This is a genomic window from Pseudomonas spirodelae (assembly GCF_034653255.1).
In the GTDB taxonomy this organism is placed as follows: domain Bacteria; phylum Pseudomonadota; class Gammaproteobacteria; order Pseudomonadales; family Pseudomonadaceae; genus Aquipseudomonas; species Aquipseudomonas spirodelae.
Genome location: NZ_JAYEET010000009.1, coordinates 1 through 14,421, shown reverse-complemented (window position 1 = coordinate 14,421; position 14,421 = coordinate 1). Strand labels below are relative to the sequence as shown.

The following is a 14,421-nucleotide window of genomic DNA, read 5'->3' as shown; positions in this document are numbered from 1 at the left end:
CCTAGGCGGCTATGCAGCGTGACCTATGGCGTGGTGGGTTACCCCGTAGACTAACCCACCCTACAAAAGTGCTAGGCGGCGGTGCGCTGCCACAGTGCGTAATACACCTGTCCGGCCTTTTGTTCGCGGTGCAAGCGCCAGTTGCCGGGCATGCCGAGGCTGGACGGAGCGTTTTCGCTCTCGGTATAGACCCAGGCATCGGTGGCCAGCCAGCCGTTGTTTTCAAGGGCCTGGCAGGCCGGAAGCAATAGGTCCTGGTTGAACGGCGGGTCGAGGAATACCAGGTCAAATGGCGTCGTAGCCGGGTTTTGCAGGAAGAGCAGGGCATTGATCTGTTGCAGTTGGCCGTTGTCGCAGTTCAGCGTTTGCAGGTGGCTGCGCAGGCTGTTGATGGCGGCTGGGTTGAGGTCCAGCGCCAGGGCGCTGCCGGCACCGCGCGACAGCGCTTCGAGAAACAGCGCGCCGCTACCGGCGAACAGGTCGAGTACCTTGGCCCCCTCGACATAGGGCGCCAGCCAGTTGAACAGGGTCTCGCGTACCCGGTTCGGCGTTGGCCGCAGCCCAGCGGCCATGGGGAAGTTGAACTGGCGTGAGCGCCATTGCCCGCCGATGATCCGCAGCTGGCCATCGCCACTATGGGCGGGGTTGGCTTTCGGCGGTTTGGGTCGCTTGCTCATTAATGCTCCGGTACTGCAGAAGGTTGCTCGGCGGGGGTGTCGGTGGGCGGTGGCAGTTCTTTCTGCGCCACGGTCGGGCCAGCAGTGACGATCACTAGGGCTTCTGGGTCGAGGTGTCTGGCCATGGCCGCTTTGACCAGCGCCACGTCGAGCGCCTGTACGTCGCGCATAAAGTCTTCCAGGTAGCTCAGCGGCAGGTCGTAAAAGCCCATCGAACCCAGCTGACCGACGATGGCGGCGTTACTGGCGGTGGACAGCGGGAAACTGCCGGCCAGCTCGCGCTTGGCGTTGTTCAGCTCGTCGGCAGTCGGGCCATCCTTGATAAAGTCGGCCAGCATGCTTTTGACCAGTTGCAGAGAGCCATCGCTGAGTTCGGCGCGGGTCTGCAGGTTGATCATAAATGGGCCGCGCGCCTGCATGGCGCTGAAGCCTGAGTAGACGCCGTAGGTCAGGCCGCGTTTCTCGCGCACTTCGGTCATCAGGCGCGTGCCGAAACCACCGCCGCCGAATACCTGGTTACCCAGGTAAAGCGCGGCGTAGTCCGGGTCGCGGCGGTCAATGCCGAGCTGGGCGATCATCAGGTGAGTCTGGTTCGAGGGGAACTCGATGTGCTGCAAGCCGGCCTTGGGCTCTTGCGGCTGGGCGATTCGTGGCAGCGCCGGGCCTTTTGGCAGGGCGGCGGACACCGCATTGGCTAGAGCTTCGGCATCACTGCGCGAGAGGTCACCAACCAGCGCGATGATCGCGTTATTGGCGGTGTAGGCTTTGGCGTGGAAGGCTTGCAGCTGTTCACGGCTGATCGCCGGAATCGACTCGGCATTGCCGTCGCTGGGATGCGCGTAAGGGTGCGTGCCGTACAGCCGCTCGAACAGTGCCAGGCTGGCCAGTTTGCCCGGGTTCTGCTTCTGGTATTCGAAGCCAGCCAGTAGCTGGTTCTTGATCCGCGCCAGCGAGTCTTCGGGGAAGGTCGGCTGGCCGATGACCTGATTGAATAGCTGCATGGCCGGTTCGCGTTTGTCCGCAGCGCTGAGGCTGCGCAGGCTGGTAATGGCCATGTCGCGGTAAGCGCCGTTGCCAAAGTTGGCGCCGAGGTTTTCGAAGCCTGCGGCAATCGCGCCAACATCCTTACCCGGTACGCCTTCGTTGAGCATGGCATTGGTCAGCATGGCCAAGCCGGCGATGCCGTCGTCATGGCTGCTGCCGGCGGCAAAGGTCAGTTGCAGGTCGAACATCGGCAGTTCGCGGGCTTCAACGAACAGCACCTTGGCGCCTTCGGCGGTTTGCCAGGTCTGGATATTCAGGTCGCGGCGACTTGGTGGCTGATCGCCGAGGGCGGCCAGGGATTCGATGCTGTTCGATTCAGCGGCCGGAGCGGGTGTTGGGCTGCTATCCGGGCGGTTGATCACCAGAGCCAGCAGCGCCAGCAATATCAGTAGCGCCAGGCCGAGCAGGCCGTAACGTAGGCCGTTGCGCTCACTCATTGCCCTTCTCCTCAGGTAGAACATGGGCGACGCTCAGGCGGTCGCGGGTAAAGAAGGTGCTGGCGGCTTGTTGGATGTCGGCCGGGGTGACGGCTTCCAGTTCGGCCAGCTCCTGATCGATCAGCTTCCACGACAGACCGACGGTTTCCAGCTGGCCAATGGCGGTGGCCTGGCTGGTGATGGAGTCGCGCTCGTAGACCAACCCAGCAATCACTTGCGCCCTTACGCGGGCCAGTTCCTCGGCGCTCGGTGGGGTGTTCTGCAGGTCCTCTAGCTCACGCCACAAACCGGCCTCCACTTGCTCCAGGGTTTTGCCAGTCTGCACGTTAGGCGTGGCGGAGAGGATGAACAGGCTGTCGCCACGGGAGAAACCGTCGTACCAGGCCGACGCGCCGGATACCAGTTCCTCGCCACGTTCCAGGCGTGTCGGCAGGCGGGCGCTGTAGCCGCCATCGAGCAGGGCAGCGGCGAGGCGCAGCGCGTGCACCTGGCGCGGTTGTTCGGCGGTGGCCAGGCCTGGCACGTTGAAGCCCATCATCAGGCTTGGCAGCTGGGTTTTCAGGTGCAGGGTAATGCGCCGCTCACCGGGTGCCGCCAGTTCACGCGGGGCTTTGGCGGTGGGCACGCTGCGCTTGGGAATGGCGCCGAAATAACGTTCGGCGAGGGTCTTCACTTCGCTGGCACTGACATCGCCGACGACCACCAGGGTGGCGTTGTTTGGCGCGTACCAGGCCTCATACCAGGCGCGCAGCTCCTCGACGGTCATGCGCTCGAGATCGGCCATCCAGCCGATAGTCGGCGTGTGATAACCACTGGCGGGGTAGGCCATGGCCTTGAAACGCTCGTAGGCCAGGCTCGACGGCTTGTCGTCGGTGCGCAGGCGGCGCTCTTCCTTGATGACCTCGATTTCTTTAGCGAACTCGTCGGCCGGCAGCTTGAGGCTGGCCAGACGGTCAGCTTCCAGCTCCAGGGCGACGGCCAGGCGATCACGCGCCAGCACTTGGTAATAGGCGGTGTAATCGTCGCTGGTAAAGGCGTTTTCCTCGGCGCCCAGCTCGCGCAGGATGCGCGAGGCTTCGCCGGGGCCAAGCTTGCGGCTGCCCTTGAACATCATGTGTTCGAGGGCATGGGACAGGCCGGTCTGGCCGGGCGTCTCGTAGCTGGAGCCAACCTTGTACCAAAGCTGGGAGACCACCACGGGCGCGCGGTGGTCCTCACGCACGATGACTTTAAGGCCATTGTCCAGGCTGAATTCGTGAGTCGGCTGCGGCGCGGCGGCAAAGGCCAGCAGCGGTGTGCAGAGCACGCCCAGCAATAAAGCGGCAGTGCGTTGGGCAATTATTGACATAGATTCTCGACCTGTCGGACGGGCCCGCTTGGTCTTAGCGTCGGCGGGCGCGGAGGTGCTAGGATACGCATCCGTTTTACTGACGACCACGCCTACTCAGGCATCTGATTGTTACTGCGTACACTCTTCAGCTTTTAATGCTGCGTGAGTAATGCCTTCAGAGCCTGTTGCTGCGCGCGTCGCTCCTTTGAGATAGCCGTCCTCCATGTTTGGTTCCAACGACGACAAGAAGACCCCCACTCCTTCTGGCGACAAGCCTGCGGAGAAGAAAGACCTGTTCGGCTGGCTGCGTAAAAAGCCGCAAGCGCCGGCCAGCCCTGCGCCGCAACCCGCGCCTGTTAGCGAACAACCGGCTACCCCGGTTGCTCCGGCCGCGCCGGCCGTAGCTGCACAGCCTGAAGCCAGCGAAGCGAACCCGTTACCACGGCCGTCACGGTTCCGCATCAATGCCGGCAGCGAAGTGCTGCATGCCCATGTTGAGCAGCCGGTGGTGGTGGAACCGGTCGTTGAGCCGCCAGCCCCGGTTCAGGCGCCAGTGGTTGAGCCGGTCAAGGTAGAGGCGCCGGTCAAAAGTACTGAAGAAAATCGTGCCGGCTTTCTTGAGCGCCTCAAGCAGGGCTTGTCGAAAACCAGCGCCAGCCTTGGCGAAGGCATGGCCAGCCTATTCCTTGGCAAGAAAGTCATCGACGATGACCTGCTGGAAGACATCGAAACCCGCCTGCTAACCGCCGACGTGGGCGTCGAGGCCACCACCGCGATTGTGCAGAACCTGACCAAGCGCGTGGCGCGCAAGGAGCTGGCCGACAGTGGCGCGCTCTATAAAGCCTTGCAGGAAGAATTGACCACGCTGCTCAAGCCGGTCGAGCAGCCGCTGAAGATCGACAGCAGCAAGCAGCCCTACGTGATTCTGGTGGTCGGCGTGAATGGTGCGGGTAAGACCACCACCATCGGCAAACTGGCGAAAAAACTCCAGCAGGATGGCAAGAAGGTCATGCTGGCCGCCGGCGACACCTTCCGCGCGGCGGCTGTCGAGCAGCTGCAGGTGTGGGGCGAGCGCAACCAGATCGCGGTGATCGCCCAGCACACCGGTGCTGACTCTGCTTCGGTGATCTTCGATGCTGTGCAAGCGGCGAAATCACGCGGGATGGATGTGCTGATCGCCGACACCGCTGGTCGTCTGCACACCAAAGACAACTTGATGGAAGAGTTGAAGAAGGTGCGTCGGGTGATCGGCAAACTGGATGACACCGCACCGCACGAGGTGTTGCTGGTGCTGGATGCCGGCACCGGGCAGAACGCGATCAACCAGGCCAAGCAGTTCAACCAGACCGTCAGCCTCACCGGCCTGGCCCTGACCAAACTGGACGGCACCGCCAAGGGCGGGGTGATCTTCGCCCTGGCCAAGCAGTTCGCCCTGCCGATTCGTTATATCGGCGTCGGCGAGGGCATCGACGACCTGCGTACCTTCGAGGCCGAAGCCTTCGTTCAGGCGCTGTTCGCGGAGAAATAGGATGATCAAATTCGAGCAGGTCGGTAAACGCTACCCCAACGGCCACGTCGGGCTGCACGAACTGAGTTTCCATGTGCGCCGTGGCGAATTTCTGTTCGTCACCGGCCACTCCGGCGCCGGCAAAAGTACCTTGCTGCGCCTGCTGCTGGCGATGGAACGGCCAAGTAGCGGCAAATTGCTGCTGGCCGGGCAGGATTTGTCGCATATCACCAATGCGCAGATTCCCTTTCTGCGCCGGCAGATTGGTGTGGTGTTCCAGAATCACCAATTGCTCTTCGACCGCAGTGTGTTCGACAACGTAGCGCTGCCTTTGCAGATTCTGGGCTTGTCTAAAGACGAAATCGGCAGCCGTGTGCGCACCGCCCTAGAGCGCGTATCGCTGGCCGACAAGGCTGAGCAATTCCCCGGTGACCTGTCCACCGGTCAGCAGCAGCGTGTCGGTATTGCTCGCGCGGTGGTGCACCGTCCGGCCTTGTTGTTGGCGGACGAACCCACCGGCAACCTTGACCCGCGTCTGGCGGCCGAGATCATGGGTGTGTTTGAAGACATCAACCGCCTGGGTACCACGGTGCTGATTGCCAGTCACGATTTGGCGCTGATCGCCCGCATGCGCCACCGTATGTTGACCCTGCAACGCGGCCGCCTGATCGGCGACGGGGAGGCGGCATGAGCGCCACCCGTATGCCACCGCCGCAACCGGCGCAGCGCGTTGGTGCCGCGGCGAAAAAATCCGAGTCGCCAACCCCGGATGACGGCCCGAGCTTTTCCCATCAGTTGCATGCCTGGCTGGAAAGCCACCGCGCCAGCCTGGTCGACAGCCTGCGCCGGCTTGGCAAACAGCCCATTGGTAGCTTCTTCACCTGCCTGGTGATGGCGGTGGCGCTGAGCCTGCCCATGGGCCTTGCCTTGCTGTTGGATAACGTCGAGCGCCTGGGTGTGTCCTGGCAGCGTGCGGCGCAGATTTCTCTGTTTTTGCAGATCGATGCCACTGAGTCTCAGGGGCAGGCGCTGCGCGAGCAAATCGCCGAGATGGATGATGTGGCGGAAGCGGAGTGGATCAGCCGTGAGCAGGCACTTGCCGAGTTTCAGCAACAGTCGGGGTTGGGCGAGGCGCTGAAAGAGCTACCGGATAACCCGCTGCCGGGGGTGATTGTGGTCACCCCGCAGGAAGTCGACAAAGTTGCCCTGGAGGCCTTGCGCTTGCGTCTGGCCGAGTTGCCGCGCGTGCAGCAAGCGCAGTTGGATCTGCTCTGGGTCGAGCGGTTGAGCGCGATGCTTAAGCTGGGCGAACGTTTTGTCTTCGGTTTGACCCTGCTGTTGGTTCTGGCGCTGCTGCTGGTGATCGGCAATACCATTCGTCTGCATATCGAAAATCGCCGCACCGAGATCGAAGTGATCAAGCTGGTCGGCGGTACCGACAGCTATGTGCGTCGGCCCTTTCTTTATATGGGTACGCTCTACGGTTTAGGCGCTGGGCTGCTGGCGTGGTTGCTGCTGGCTTATGGCCTGGGCTGGCTGAACGACGCCGTGGTGCGTCTGGCGGGTTTGTACGGCAGCGACTTCGCTCTGGATGGCGTGCCGATGGCCGATGGTCTATCCCTACTGCTCGGCGCGGTACTGTTGGGCTATATTGGCGCCTGGCTGGCTGTAGCAAGGCACTTGAACGAGCTGGCTCCAAGGTAGTAAGTTATTGTTTTGCTTGATATTGACTATGTGTAAGGGAACTTGTAGATAGGCCCAACGTCTTATTGAGCGGTGCTAGACTGCCACACGATTTCGTAAGTAGGAGGATCCAAATGTCCACTTCTATGCAACCTGTTCATGCTCTGGTTCCGGGTGCCAACCTGGAGGCTTACGTGCATGCGGTAAACGGCATCCCGCTGTTGACCCCCGAGCAGGAGCGTGAGCTGGCGGAAAATCTCTTCTACAACCAAGACCTTGAAGCCGCACGGCAAATGGTCTTGGCGCACCTGCGCTTTGTGGTGCACATCGCCCGCAGCTACTCCGGCTATGGCTTGGCCCAGGCTGATCTGATTCAAGAAGGCAATGTTGGCCTGATGAAGGCGGTCAAACGCTTCAACCCGGAAATGGGTGTGCGCCTGGTGTCGTTCGCCGTGCACTGGATCCGCGCCGAGATTCACGAGTTCATCCTGCGCAACTGGCGCATTGTCAAAGTCGCCACCACCAAGGCTCAGCGCAAGCTGTTTTTCAACCTGCGCAGCCAGAAGAAGCGTTTGGCCTGGCTGAACAACGATGAAGTGCATGCCGTGGCCGAAAGCCTGGGCGTGGAGCCGCGCGAAGTACGCGAGATGGAAAGCCGCCTGACCGGGCATGACATGGCCTTCGACCCGGCTGCCGAGGCGGACGATGAAAGTGCGTTCAAGTCGCCGGCTAATTACCTGGAAGATAACCGCTACGACCCGGCGCGGCAGTTGGAGGACTCTGACTGGACCGACAGCTCTAGTGCCAATCTGCACGAAGCGCTGGAAGGCTTGGACGAGCGCAGCCGTGACATCCTTTACCAGCGCTGGCTGGCTGAAGAGAAAGCCACGCTGCATGACTTGGCGGCCAAGTACAACGTGTCGGCCGAGCGCATTCGTCAGCTGGAAAAAAACGCGATGAACAAGCTCAAGGGTTCGATCGCCGCGTAAATCGCGCTAATGTCAAAAGCCGCACCTAGGTGCGGCTTTTTTATGGCCTGCCATCCCTGGCGGCCACCCTTCGGGCCGTCGCTATGCGACGTTAAAAATCGCTCCCGGCGATTTTTTATGGTCAAGGAAAACTCAATGAAATTCCCCCCATTGCGGCCGTTGCACTGGCTGATCGTTACTGTCGTTGCAGCCATGTTCTTTGCCTGGGGCGCATGGCTGATGCGTCCGCAGCCGGCCGCGCAGCCTTTGCCCTGGCTGGCGCAATGGCAAACCGAGGTGCTGACGCCCCTGGCCGATGATCGGCTGAGCGTGGTGCACCTGCGTGATGCCCTGGAGGGCGAGCTGTGGCTGCAGCCCAACCTGGATGGTGCGCGCCTGCTCTATCGTGGTGAGTTGCAGGATGGCAATGAAGCCTGGTCGCTGGAGGCTGAGGTGGGGCTGGAGGACGCTGAGCGCGAGAGCTTGCTGACGGCCGCTGGGCTAAAACCGACGGATAAGGCGCAGCCACTGGGCAGTCAGCTGCTGGTGTCCTTGGCCAATCGGCCGATCATTGCGCTGACTCTGTTGCCGCCTGCGCCGCTGGATGCGGCGCGGCTAGCGGCCAGTATCGGCCAGCCGCGCCTGACGCTGGAGCTGGCCGAGGGGCAGGCTTGGGTCTATCCCGAGTTGGGCATGACCGCGCACCTGCAGGATGGTGAGCTGTATTTTCTCTACGCCGTGCCGCGTCATCTACTCAAGCAGCGTTAGTTAGAACCCGCTGGGGAGCCACTCACGTAACCACTCGGGACGGTTTGGCTGTAAGCGATTGAGGTAATGGTTGCCGCCCAGCTGGCGCATTTGTTGGCGAATCCAGCTGGCGCGGCGGCTGACGTGGGCGCTGGGGCGGCCGGCGCTCCATTCGCGCGGGTTGGGCAGTACTGCTGCGAGCAAGCTGGCCTGCTGGCGTGACAGATAAGGTGCGCCTATGTTGAAGTGATGCCGCGCCGCGGCCTCGGCGCCGAATACCCCGTCACCCCATTCAACGCTATTAAGGTACACCTCAAGAATCCGCTGCTTTGGCCAAAGCAGTTCGACCAGCCCGGTGAACCACACTTCGATGCCCTTGCGCAGCCAACTGCGGCCGGACCAGAGGAACAGGTTTTTCGCCACCTGTTGGCTGAGGGTGCTGGCGCCACGCAGTGAGCCGCCTTGCTGGTTGTGCGCCAAAGCGGCCTGGATGGCGGCGATGTCGAAGCCCCAGTGCTCGGCAAACTTTTGGTCCTCGCCGGCGATAACTGCCATCTTCAAGTCGTCAGGCAGTTCACTCCAGGGCCGCCAGCTGCGCTGCAGGTCGATGGGCTGATCGTTGAGCCAGGACTCGACCTTGCGCTCGACCATCAGGGCGGTGCCGGGTGGTGGCACCCAGCGCAGCAATAGCACCAGCAATACCGAGGCGATCATCAACCAGAGCAAGAGTTTGAGCAGTCGGCGGAAGAGGGAGCGAACCATGCGTGCTTGGCCAGGACGAATTTGCCGGCCATTATAGCCAGCCTTGTCTTTATCGCTGGAGTGATGCATGGCGCGTCTGTGGTTATTACTGTCTGCGTGTGCCGGCTTTACCGGTGTAGCCCTGGGCGCTTTTGCGGCGCATGGCTTGAAGAGTCAGCTGACGCCAGCGTACCTCGCGGTGTTCCAGACCGGCACGCAGTATCAGTTGCTGCACGCCTTGGCGCTGTTTTGCGTCGGCCTGCTGGCCTTGCTGCGCCCGTCGCGTCTGGTCAGCTGTGCGGGCAGCTTATTTGCTCTCGGTATCCTGCTGTTCTCTGGCAGCCTTTATGCGCTGACCTTGAGTGGTATCAGTGCGCTGGGCATGGTTACCCCCTTGGGCGGCGTAGCGTTTCTCGCCGGTTGGGCGTGTCTGGGTGTGGCTGCCTGGCAGCTGTCGGGGCGTGGTGAGCGCTGACCCGTAAGTCAGAAAGCGTGACGGGCAGCCGCCTTTAGCCTTGGTCAACGCCGGTGATCAGGCTAGAATGCCGGCCCTTTTCCCGTTGGGAGCGAGCCGTCATGCGTATTCTGTTAAACGGTGAACCATTCGAATTGCCCGACGGCGCAACCGTCGGCGGGTTGATCGAGCGTCTGGATCTGGCCGGCCGCCGCGTCGCGGTAGAGCTCAATCTGGATATCGTGCCGCGCAGCCAGCACCTCACCACCGCCCTAAGTGAAGGTGATCAGGTTGAAGTGGTGCATGCCATTGGTGGTGGTTGAGGCCGCTAGCCAGCTGCCTGATGACTACCCACCCACTTCAAGAGGATTACCCATGAGCCACGTTCCTAACGACAAGCCTTTCACCCTGGCGGGCCGTACCTATCAATCGCGCCTGCTGGTCGGTACCGGCAAGTACAAAGACCTCGAAGAAACCCGTCTGGCCATTGAAGCCTCGGGTGCCGAGATCGTTACCGTGGCGGTGCGCCGTACCAATATCGGGCAAAATCCGGGCGAGCCGAACCTGCTGGATGTGATCAGCCCCGAGCGCTACACCATCCTGCCGAACACCGCCGGTTGCTACGACGCCGTTGAGGCGGTGCGCACCTGCCGCCTGGCCCGCGAACTGCTCGACGGCCACAAGCTGGTCAAGCTGGAAGTGCTGGCCGACCAGAAGACCCTGTTCCCTAACGTGATCGAAACCCTCAAGGCCGCTGAAGTGCTGGTCAAGGATGGTTTCGACGTAATGGTCTACACCAGCGATGACCCGATCATTGCCCGCGAACTGGCGGCCATGGGCTGCATCGCGGTGATGCCGCTAGCCGGTTTGATCGGTACCGGTTTGGGCATCTGCAACCCGTATAACCTGCGCATCATCCTCGAAGAGGCCACGGTTCCGGTGCTGGTTGATGCCGGCGTGGGCACGGCTTCGGATGCGGCCATTGCCATGGAACTGGGCTGCGAGGCGGTATTGATGAACAGCGCGATTGCCCATGCACAGCACCCAATTTTGATGGGCGAGGCGATGAAGCACGCCATCATCGCCGGACGTATGGCCTATCTGGCCGGACGCATGCCGAAGAAACTCTATGCCAGCGCTTCGTCGCCGCTGGACGGCCTGATCAAGTAAGAGCGCGTTTACGCTTTGCTGCGCTTCGGCCCTGCTGCGTTAAAAACAGGCTCGGAATGCTCATTTACAACTCGTAAACTCCGCTTCCTCGCCTGTTTTTGCCTTGCATGGCTCTAGCTCGCGAAATCGTAAAAGCACTCTAAAAGCACTCTAAAAGCACTTTAAGAGCACAGCATGACTGACTTGCCACAACAGCCCGAACCGGCTGAAGACACTTCCAAGCACCGCGCGATCAAAAGTTTTGTCATGCGTGCCGGGCGTATGACTGAAGGGCAGCAGCGCGGCCTCGATCAAGGCTGGCCGAAATTCGGCCTGCAACTGGAGGATGGCCTGCGCGACTTCGATCAGGTGTTCGGTCGCAGTGCGCCACGCACCTTTGAGATCGGCTTTGGCATGGGCCACTCGACCCTGGAAATGGCCGCTGCTGCGCCCGAGCAGGACTTTATCGGGGTCGAGGTGCACCGCCCCGGCGTTGGTGCGCTGCTCAACGGCCTGATGACGCAGAACCTCGACAACATGCGCGTGTACAGCTGCGATGCCATGGAAGTGCTGCGTGACTGTGTGGCCGATGCCAGCCTTGACCGCGTGCTGCTGTTCTTCCCGGACCCATGGCACAAGGCCAAACATAACAAGCGTCGGATCGTTCAGCCGGCGTTTGCTGAGCTGGTGCGGCAAAAACTCAAGGTCGGCGGTGTGTTGCACATGGCCACCGATTGGCAGCCCTATGCCGAGTACATGCTCGAGGTAATGAGTGCCGCCCCTGGCTATCAGAACCTGGCTGAAGATGGCCAGTATGTGCCGCGCCCGACAGAGCGCCCGACCACCAAATTCGAACGCCGCGGCGAGCGCCTCGGGCATGGCGTGTGGGATTTGAAGTTCCAACGCATCAGCTGATTCCTCCCGCGCTGGAGCGCCAGCGCTGCAAGACCATAAGCCAAGGATGATTGCACTAGATCGGAATAATCCGACATTCGCCAGGACGGCTCCTCACTAAAACAGCACATACACCTGGGCAGGATTGCCCGAGCCATAACAACAGCAGCCCTGCCACTGGCCAGGCTGCGAGGAGATCGCTGTGTTGAGAGTATTTACAATTCTGCTACTGGCAGCCTGTACGCTGCAGGCTCAGGCTAAGGTCGACAGTGCCCAGGCCACCCGTCTGGGCCAGGACCTGACCCCGCTGGGCGGTGAGCGCGCGGGTAATGCCGCCGGCACTATTCCGGCCTGGAACGGTGGCGTGGCGCAGCCGCCAGCCAACTACCAGCCGGGCATGCATCACCCTGATCCTTTCAGCAGCGACCCCGTGCTGTACCAGGTCAACAGCCAGAACCTGGCGCAATATCAGGCGCTGCTGCCGGCAGGCTTGCAGGTATTACTGGAAAAGAACCCCGACTACTTCTTGCGGGTATTCCCGACCCATCGCAGTGCCGCCGCCCCGCAACGCATCTATGACGCCACGCGCTTCAACGCGCAGGCTGCCGAGCTGATTTCCGGCGGTAATGGGGTCGATGGTGTGGCGGCCGGGATTCCTTTCCCGCTGCCGAAAACCGGCCAGGAAGCCATCTGGAACCACATCATGCGTTACCGTGGCGACCAGATCAGCTTTGTCACCAACCAGGCGGCCGTGCTGTCTAACGGTGCCTACAACCTGCTCAACCTAGAACGTGATATTTACTTCCTCTACGGTCGTGAAGGCGTCACGCCGCAGGACCTGGATAACACCCTGTTCTACTACAAGTACAAGGTCGTCGCGCCGGCCAAGCTGTCCGGCTCGGCACTGGTGGTGCAAGAAACCCTCGATCAGGTGCTGGCGATCCGCAAGGCCTGGCGCTTCAACCGTGGCGAGCGCCGCGTGCGCCGCTTGCCAATGCTGGCTTATGACACCCTTCAGCCTGACACCAACGGCATGGCCACTGCTGACGTGGTCGACGCCTACAACGGTGCGCCGGACCGCTACGAGTGGACGCTGGTCGGCAAGCAAGAAAAACTGGTGCCGTACAACAGCTATGCCGTCCACCAGAAGGGCATTCCCTACGACAATATCCTGCGGCGCAACACCGTTAACCCTGACCTGTTGCGTTACGAGTTGCACCGCGTGTGGATAGTCGACGCCCAGCTGCGTAAAGGCTTCAGCCATCCGTACGCCAAGCGTCGTTTCTATATCGACGAGGACAGCTGGCAGGTGCTTGCCGTCGATTTGTATGACAAGAGCGGTGAGCTGAGTGGCGTGCAGGAAAGCCACCCGATCAGCTACTACGACGTGCCGATGTTCGGCAGCACCTTGGAAACCATCTACGACTTCAAAGGCGAGCGTTACTTCGTCGATGGCATGGATAACAACGAGCCGATGTACAACTTCAACGCCAAGCTGACGCCGCGCGATTTCACCCCACAAGCGCTGCGCCGCGAAGGGAACTGAGCCGACGCCCTGGCAATAGCGCAAAGCCGCCCTTGTTGGGCGGCTTTTTTATGGTGCGCCAGGCATGGCGCGTAGCGCCGTGACTGGCGCTGTCGGGTTCACTGTGGTGGTGAGCCTGGCGACTTGGAGGTGAAAGTCCTCTACACACCCGGCAAGGGGAAGTGTTAGCTGAAGGCAAGGGTGTCGCGGGCGACTGCGAATCTGAAGGAAGCCCGAGGCAAAATGCTGGCCTGACGAACAGGAAGCGGATGAGGCGGCGCAGCGGGGTGAGGTGGCCATAATCGCCAAAGCCCGATACTTGCACGGAACGCTGCGACGTAGATCCGACAGGCATAAGCAGGAAGGTCGCGCGAATTACCCTGGGAGATCTGTACGCTTGCCATTGTGCTACCGATTGTCGAGAGGCGACGGGATGGGCGTGCAGAAGTCAGCCGAGGCCGTAGTAAGTGGCGGTCAACCACGCCATCAAGGGCCGAACAGGTCATGCCGCCAGTAGGCGTCAGCGTCTCGTCGATAACCGAAATGCAGAAATTTCTCCAAGAGAAGACTGTCACCCCGAGTCCCGGCCAGAGGCCTAGGATGACGCCTGACAGCGCAGAGGTATCGGCGGCGTCGGTGACGTGGATGAACGCGGAGCCGGACACGCTGATGGAGCGGGTGCTTGCACCGGCGAATCTCAAGCGTGCGTATCAGCGCGTGGTCAGCAACAAGGGGGCGCCGGGTGCCGATGGCATGACGGTCGCCGACTTGGCAGGCTACGTGAAACAGTATTGGCCCATCCTGAAGGTCAGGCTGCTGGCAGGTGAATACCATCCCCAGGCAGTGCGGGCGGTCGAAATTCCCAAACCGCAGGGCGGTATGCGGCAACTGGGCATTCCCAGTGTCGTGGATCGCCTGATCCAGCAAGCCCTGCTGCAACAGCTCACGCCGATCTTCGATCCGCTGTTCTCGGACTATAGCTACGGCTTCCGTCCGGGCAGAAGCGCTCACCAGGCTGTCGAGATGGCCCGCACCCATGTGGCGGCGGGTCATAGGTGTTGCGTGGAACTCGATCTGGAGAAGTTCTTTGATCGGGTCAACCACGACATCCTGATGTTCTGTGTTGAGCGCCATGTCGAAGACAAACAGGTGCTCAGACTCATCCGCCGTTACCTCGAAGCGGGCGTCATGTCGGGCGGGGTTGTCAGCCATCGGCAGGAGGGGGCGCCGCAAGGCGGCCCGCTTTCGCCGCTGCTGTCGAACAT

General features: G+C 61.5%; 15 protein-coding genes. 11 read left to right on the top strand and 4 right to left on the bottom strand.

Annotation, left to right across the window (positions count from 1 at the left end; genetic code table 11):
- Positions 1-71: 71 nt before the first annotated feature.
- The 3 genes from rsmD to SOP97_RS03675 are packed head-to-tail and all read right to left on the bottom strand — an operon-like array spanning position 72 to position 3,506.
- Entirely contained in the window at positions 72-677 is a 606-nt protein-coding gene (gene rsmD, locus SOP97_RS03685) for a 16S rRNA (guanine(966)-N(2))-methyltransferase RsmD (RefSeq protein ID WP_322948236.1), read from the bottom strand.
- Positions 677-2,158, bottom strand: a complete 1,482-nt coding sequence (locus tag SOP97_RS03680) for a M16 family metallopeptidase (RefSeq protein WP_322948235.1) — start codon at positions 2,156-2,158, stop codon at positions 677-679. The genes rsmD and SOP97_RS03680 overlap by 1 nt, the downstream gene beginning before the upstream one ends.
- A complete protein-coding gene (locus SOP97_RS03675) occupies positions 2,151-3,506 on the bottom strand; it encodes a M16 family metallopeptidase (RefSeq protein ID WP_322948234.1) in 1,356 nt (451 codons plus the stop codon). Before SOP97_RS03675 ends, SOP97_RS03680 begins: the two co-directional genes overlap by 8 nt.
- 205 nt (positions 3,507-3,711) lie before the next feature.
- Between SOP97_RS03675 and ftsY the strand changes: the two genes are divergently transcribed.
- From ftsY to SOP97_RS03650, 5 genes are all read left to right on the top strand, one after another.
- On the top strand, positions 3,712-5,016 hold the full coding sequence (gene ftsY / locus SOP97_RS03670) for a signal recognition particle-docking protein FtsY (protein ID WP_322948233.1): 1,305 nt from the start codon (positions 3,712-3,714) through the stop codon (positions 5,014-5,016).
- A gap of 1 nt (position 5,017) precedes the next feature.
- Positions 5,018-5,686 carry a cell division ATP-binding protein FtsE gene (ftsE, locus tag SOP97_RS03665; RefSeq protein ID WP_274087158.1) on the top strand — a complete coding sequence of 223 codons (669 nt, stop codon included), beginning with the start codon at positions 5,018-5,020 and terminating at the stop codon, positions 5,684-5,686.
- Positions 5,683-6,699, top strand: a complete 1,017-nt coding sequence (ftsX, locus tag SOP97_RS03660; RefSeq protein WP_322948232.1) for a permease-like cell division protein FtsX — start codon at positions 5,683-5,685, stop codon at positions 6,697-6,699. The genes ftsE and ftsX overlap by 4 nt, the downstream gene beginning before the upstream one ends.
- A gap of 113 nt (positions 6,700-6,812) precedes the next feature.
- Positions 6,813-7,667 (top strand): RNA polymerase sigma factor RpoH, encoded by an 855-nt coding sequence (rpoH, locus tag SOP97_RS03655; RefSeq protein ID WP_274087160.1) that lies wholly within the window; start codon positions 6,813-6,815, stop codon positions 7,665-7,667.
- Positions 7,668-7,802: 135 nt separating this feature from the next.
- Positions 7,803-8,414 carry a hypothetical protein gene (locus SOP97_RS03650; protein WP_322948231.1) on the top strand — a complete coding sequence of 204 codons (612 nt, stop codon included), beginning with the start codon at positions 7,803-7,805 and terminating at the stop codon, positions 8,412-8,414.
- Here the strand turns inward: SOP97_RS03650 and mtgA are convergent, their stop codons facing one another.
- Entirely contained in the window at positions 8,415-9,155 is a 741-nt protein-coding gene (gene mtgA / locus SOP97_RS03645; RefSeq protein WP_322948324.1) for a monofunctional biosynthetic peptidoglycan transglycosylase, read from the bottom strand.
- 67 nt (positions 9,156-9,222) lie between these two features.
- On the opposite strand from mtgA, the gene SOP97_RS03640 reads away from it, so the two are divergent.
- From SOP97_RS03640 to SOP97_RS03615, 6 genes are all read left to right on the top strand, one after another.
- Positions 9,223-9,609 carry a DUF423 domain-containing protein gene (locus tag SOP97_RS03640; protein WP_322948230.1) on the top strand — a complete coding sequence of 129 codons (387 nt, stop codon included), beginning with the start codon at positions 9,223-9,225 and terminating at the stop codon, positions 9,607-9,609.
- A 101-nt stretch (positions 9,610-9,710) separates the two neighbouring features.
- Complete coding sequence (gene thiS / locus SOP97_RS03635; protein ID WP_322948229.1) at positions 9,711-9,911, top strand: sulfur carrier protein ThiS; 201 nt, start codon at positions 9,711-9,713, stop codon at positions 9,909-9,911.
- 52 nt (positions 9,912-9,963) lie between these two features.
- Positions 9,964-10,758, top strand: coding sequence for a thiazole synthase (locus tag SOP97_RS03630; protein ID WP_322948228.1), 795 nt, complete (start codon positions 9,964-9,966; stop codon positions 10,756-10,758).
- A 174-nt stretch (positions 10,759-10,932) separates the two neighbouring features.
- Positions 10,933-11,652 carry a tRNA (guanosine(46)-N7)-methyltransferase TrmB gene (trmB, locus tag SOP97_RS03625; protein WP_322948227.1) on the top strand — a complete coding sequence of 240 codons (720 nt, stop codon included), beginning with the start codon at positions 10,933-10,935 and terminating at the stop codon, positions 11,650-11,652.
- A gap of 181 nt (positions 11,653-11,833) precedes the next feature.
- On the top strand, positions 11,834-13,177 hold the full coding sequence (locus SOP97_RS03620; RefSeq protein ID WP_322948226.1) for a DUF1329 domain-containing protein: 1,344 nt from the start codon (positions 11,834-11,836) through the stop codon (positions 13,175-13,177).
- 483 nt (positions 13,178-13,660) lie between these two features.
- A partial coding sequence (locus SOP97_RS03615; RefSeq protein WP_322948225.1) for a reverse transcriptase domain-containing protein occupies positions 13,661-14,421 on the top strand: 761 nt, incomplete at its 3' end.

Bases quoted from the DNA above. Each gene is read 5' to 3' on its own strand.
- SOP97_RS03650 (WP_322948231.1), top strand. From the start codon at position 7,803: ATGAAATTCCCCCCATTGCGGCCGTTGCACTGGCTGATCGTTACTGTC.
- thiS (WP_322948229.1), top strand. From the start codon at position 9,711: ATGCGTATTCTGTTAAACGGTGAACCATTCGAATTGCCCGACGGCGCA.
- SOP97_RS03630 (WP_322948228.1), top strand. From the start codon at position 9,964: ATGAGCCACGTTCCTAACGACAAGCCTTTCACCCTGGCGGGCCGTACC.
- rpoH (WP_274087160.1), top strand. From the start codon at position 6,813: ATGTCCACTTCTATGCAACCTGTTCATGCTCTGGTTCCGGGTGCCAAC.
- SOP97_RS03675 (WP_322948234.1), bottom strand. From the start codon at position 3,506: ATGTCAATAATTGCCCAACGCACTGCCGCTTTATTGCTGGGCGTGCTC.
- ftsY (WP_322948233.1), top strand. From the start codon at position 3,712: ATGTTTGGTTCCAACGACGACAAGAAGACCCCCACTCCTTCTGGCGAC.
- rsmD (WP_322948236.1), bottom strand. From the start codon at position 677: ATGAGCAAGCGACCCAAACCGCCGAAAGCCAACCCCGCCCATAGTGGC.
- trmB (WP_322948227.1), top strand. From the start codon at position 10,933: ATGACTGACTTGCCACAACAGCCCGAACCGGCTGAAGACACTTCCAAG.
- SOP97_RS03640 (WP_322948230.1), top strand. From the start codon at position 9,223: ATGGCGCGTCTGTGGTTATTACTGTCTGCGTGTGCCGGCTTTACCGGT.
- ftsE (WP_274087158.1), top strand. From the start codon at position 5,018: ATGATCAAATTCGAGCAGGTCGGTAAACGCTACCCCAACGGCCACGTC.
- SOP97_RS03680 (WP_322948235.1), bottom strand. From the start codon at position 2,158: ATGAGTGAGCGCAACGGCCTACGTTACGGCCTGCTCGGCCTGGCGCTA.
- mtgA (WP_322948324.1), bottom strand. From the start codon at position 9,155: ATGGTTCGCTCCCTCTTCCGCCGACTGCTCAAACTCTTGCTCTGGTTG.
- ftsX (WP_322948232.1), top strand. From the start codon at position 5,683: ATGAGCGCCACCCGTATGCCACCGCCGCAACCGGCGCAGCGCGTTGGT.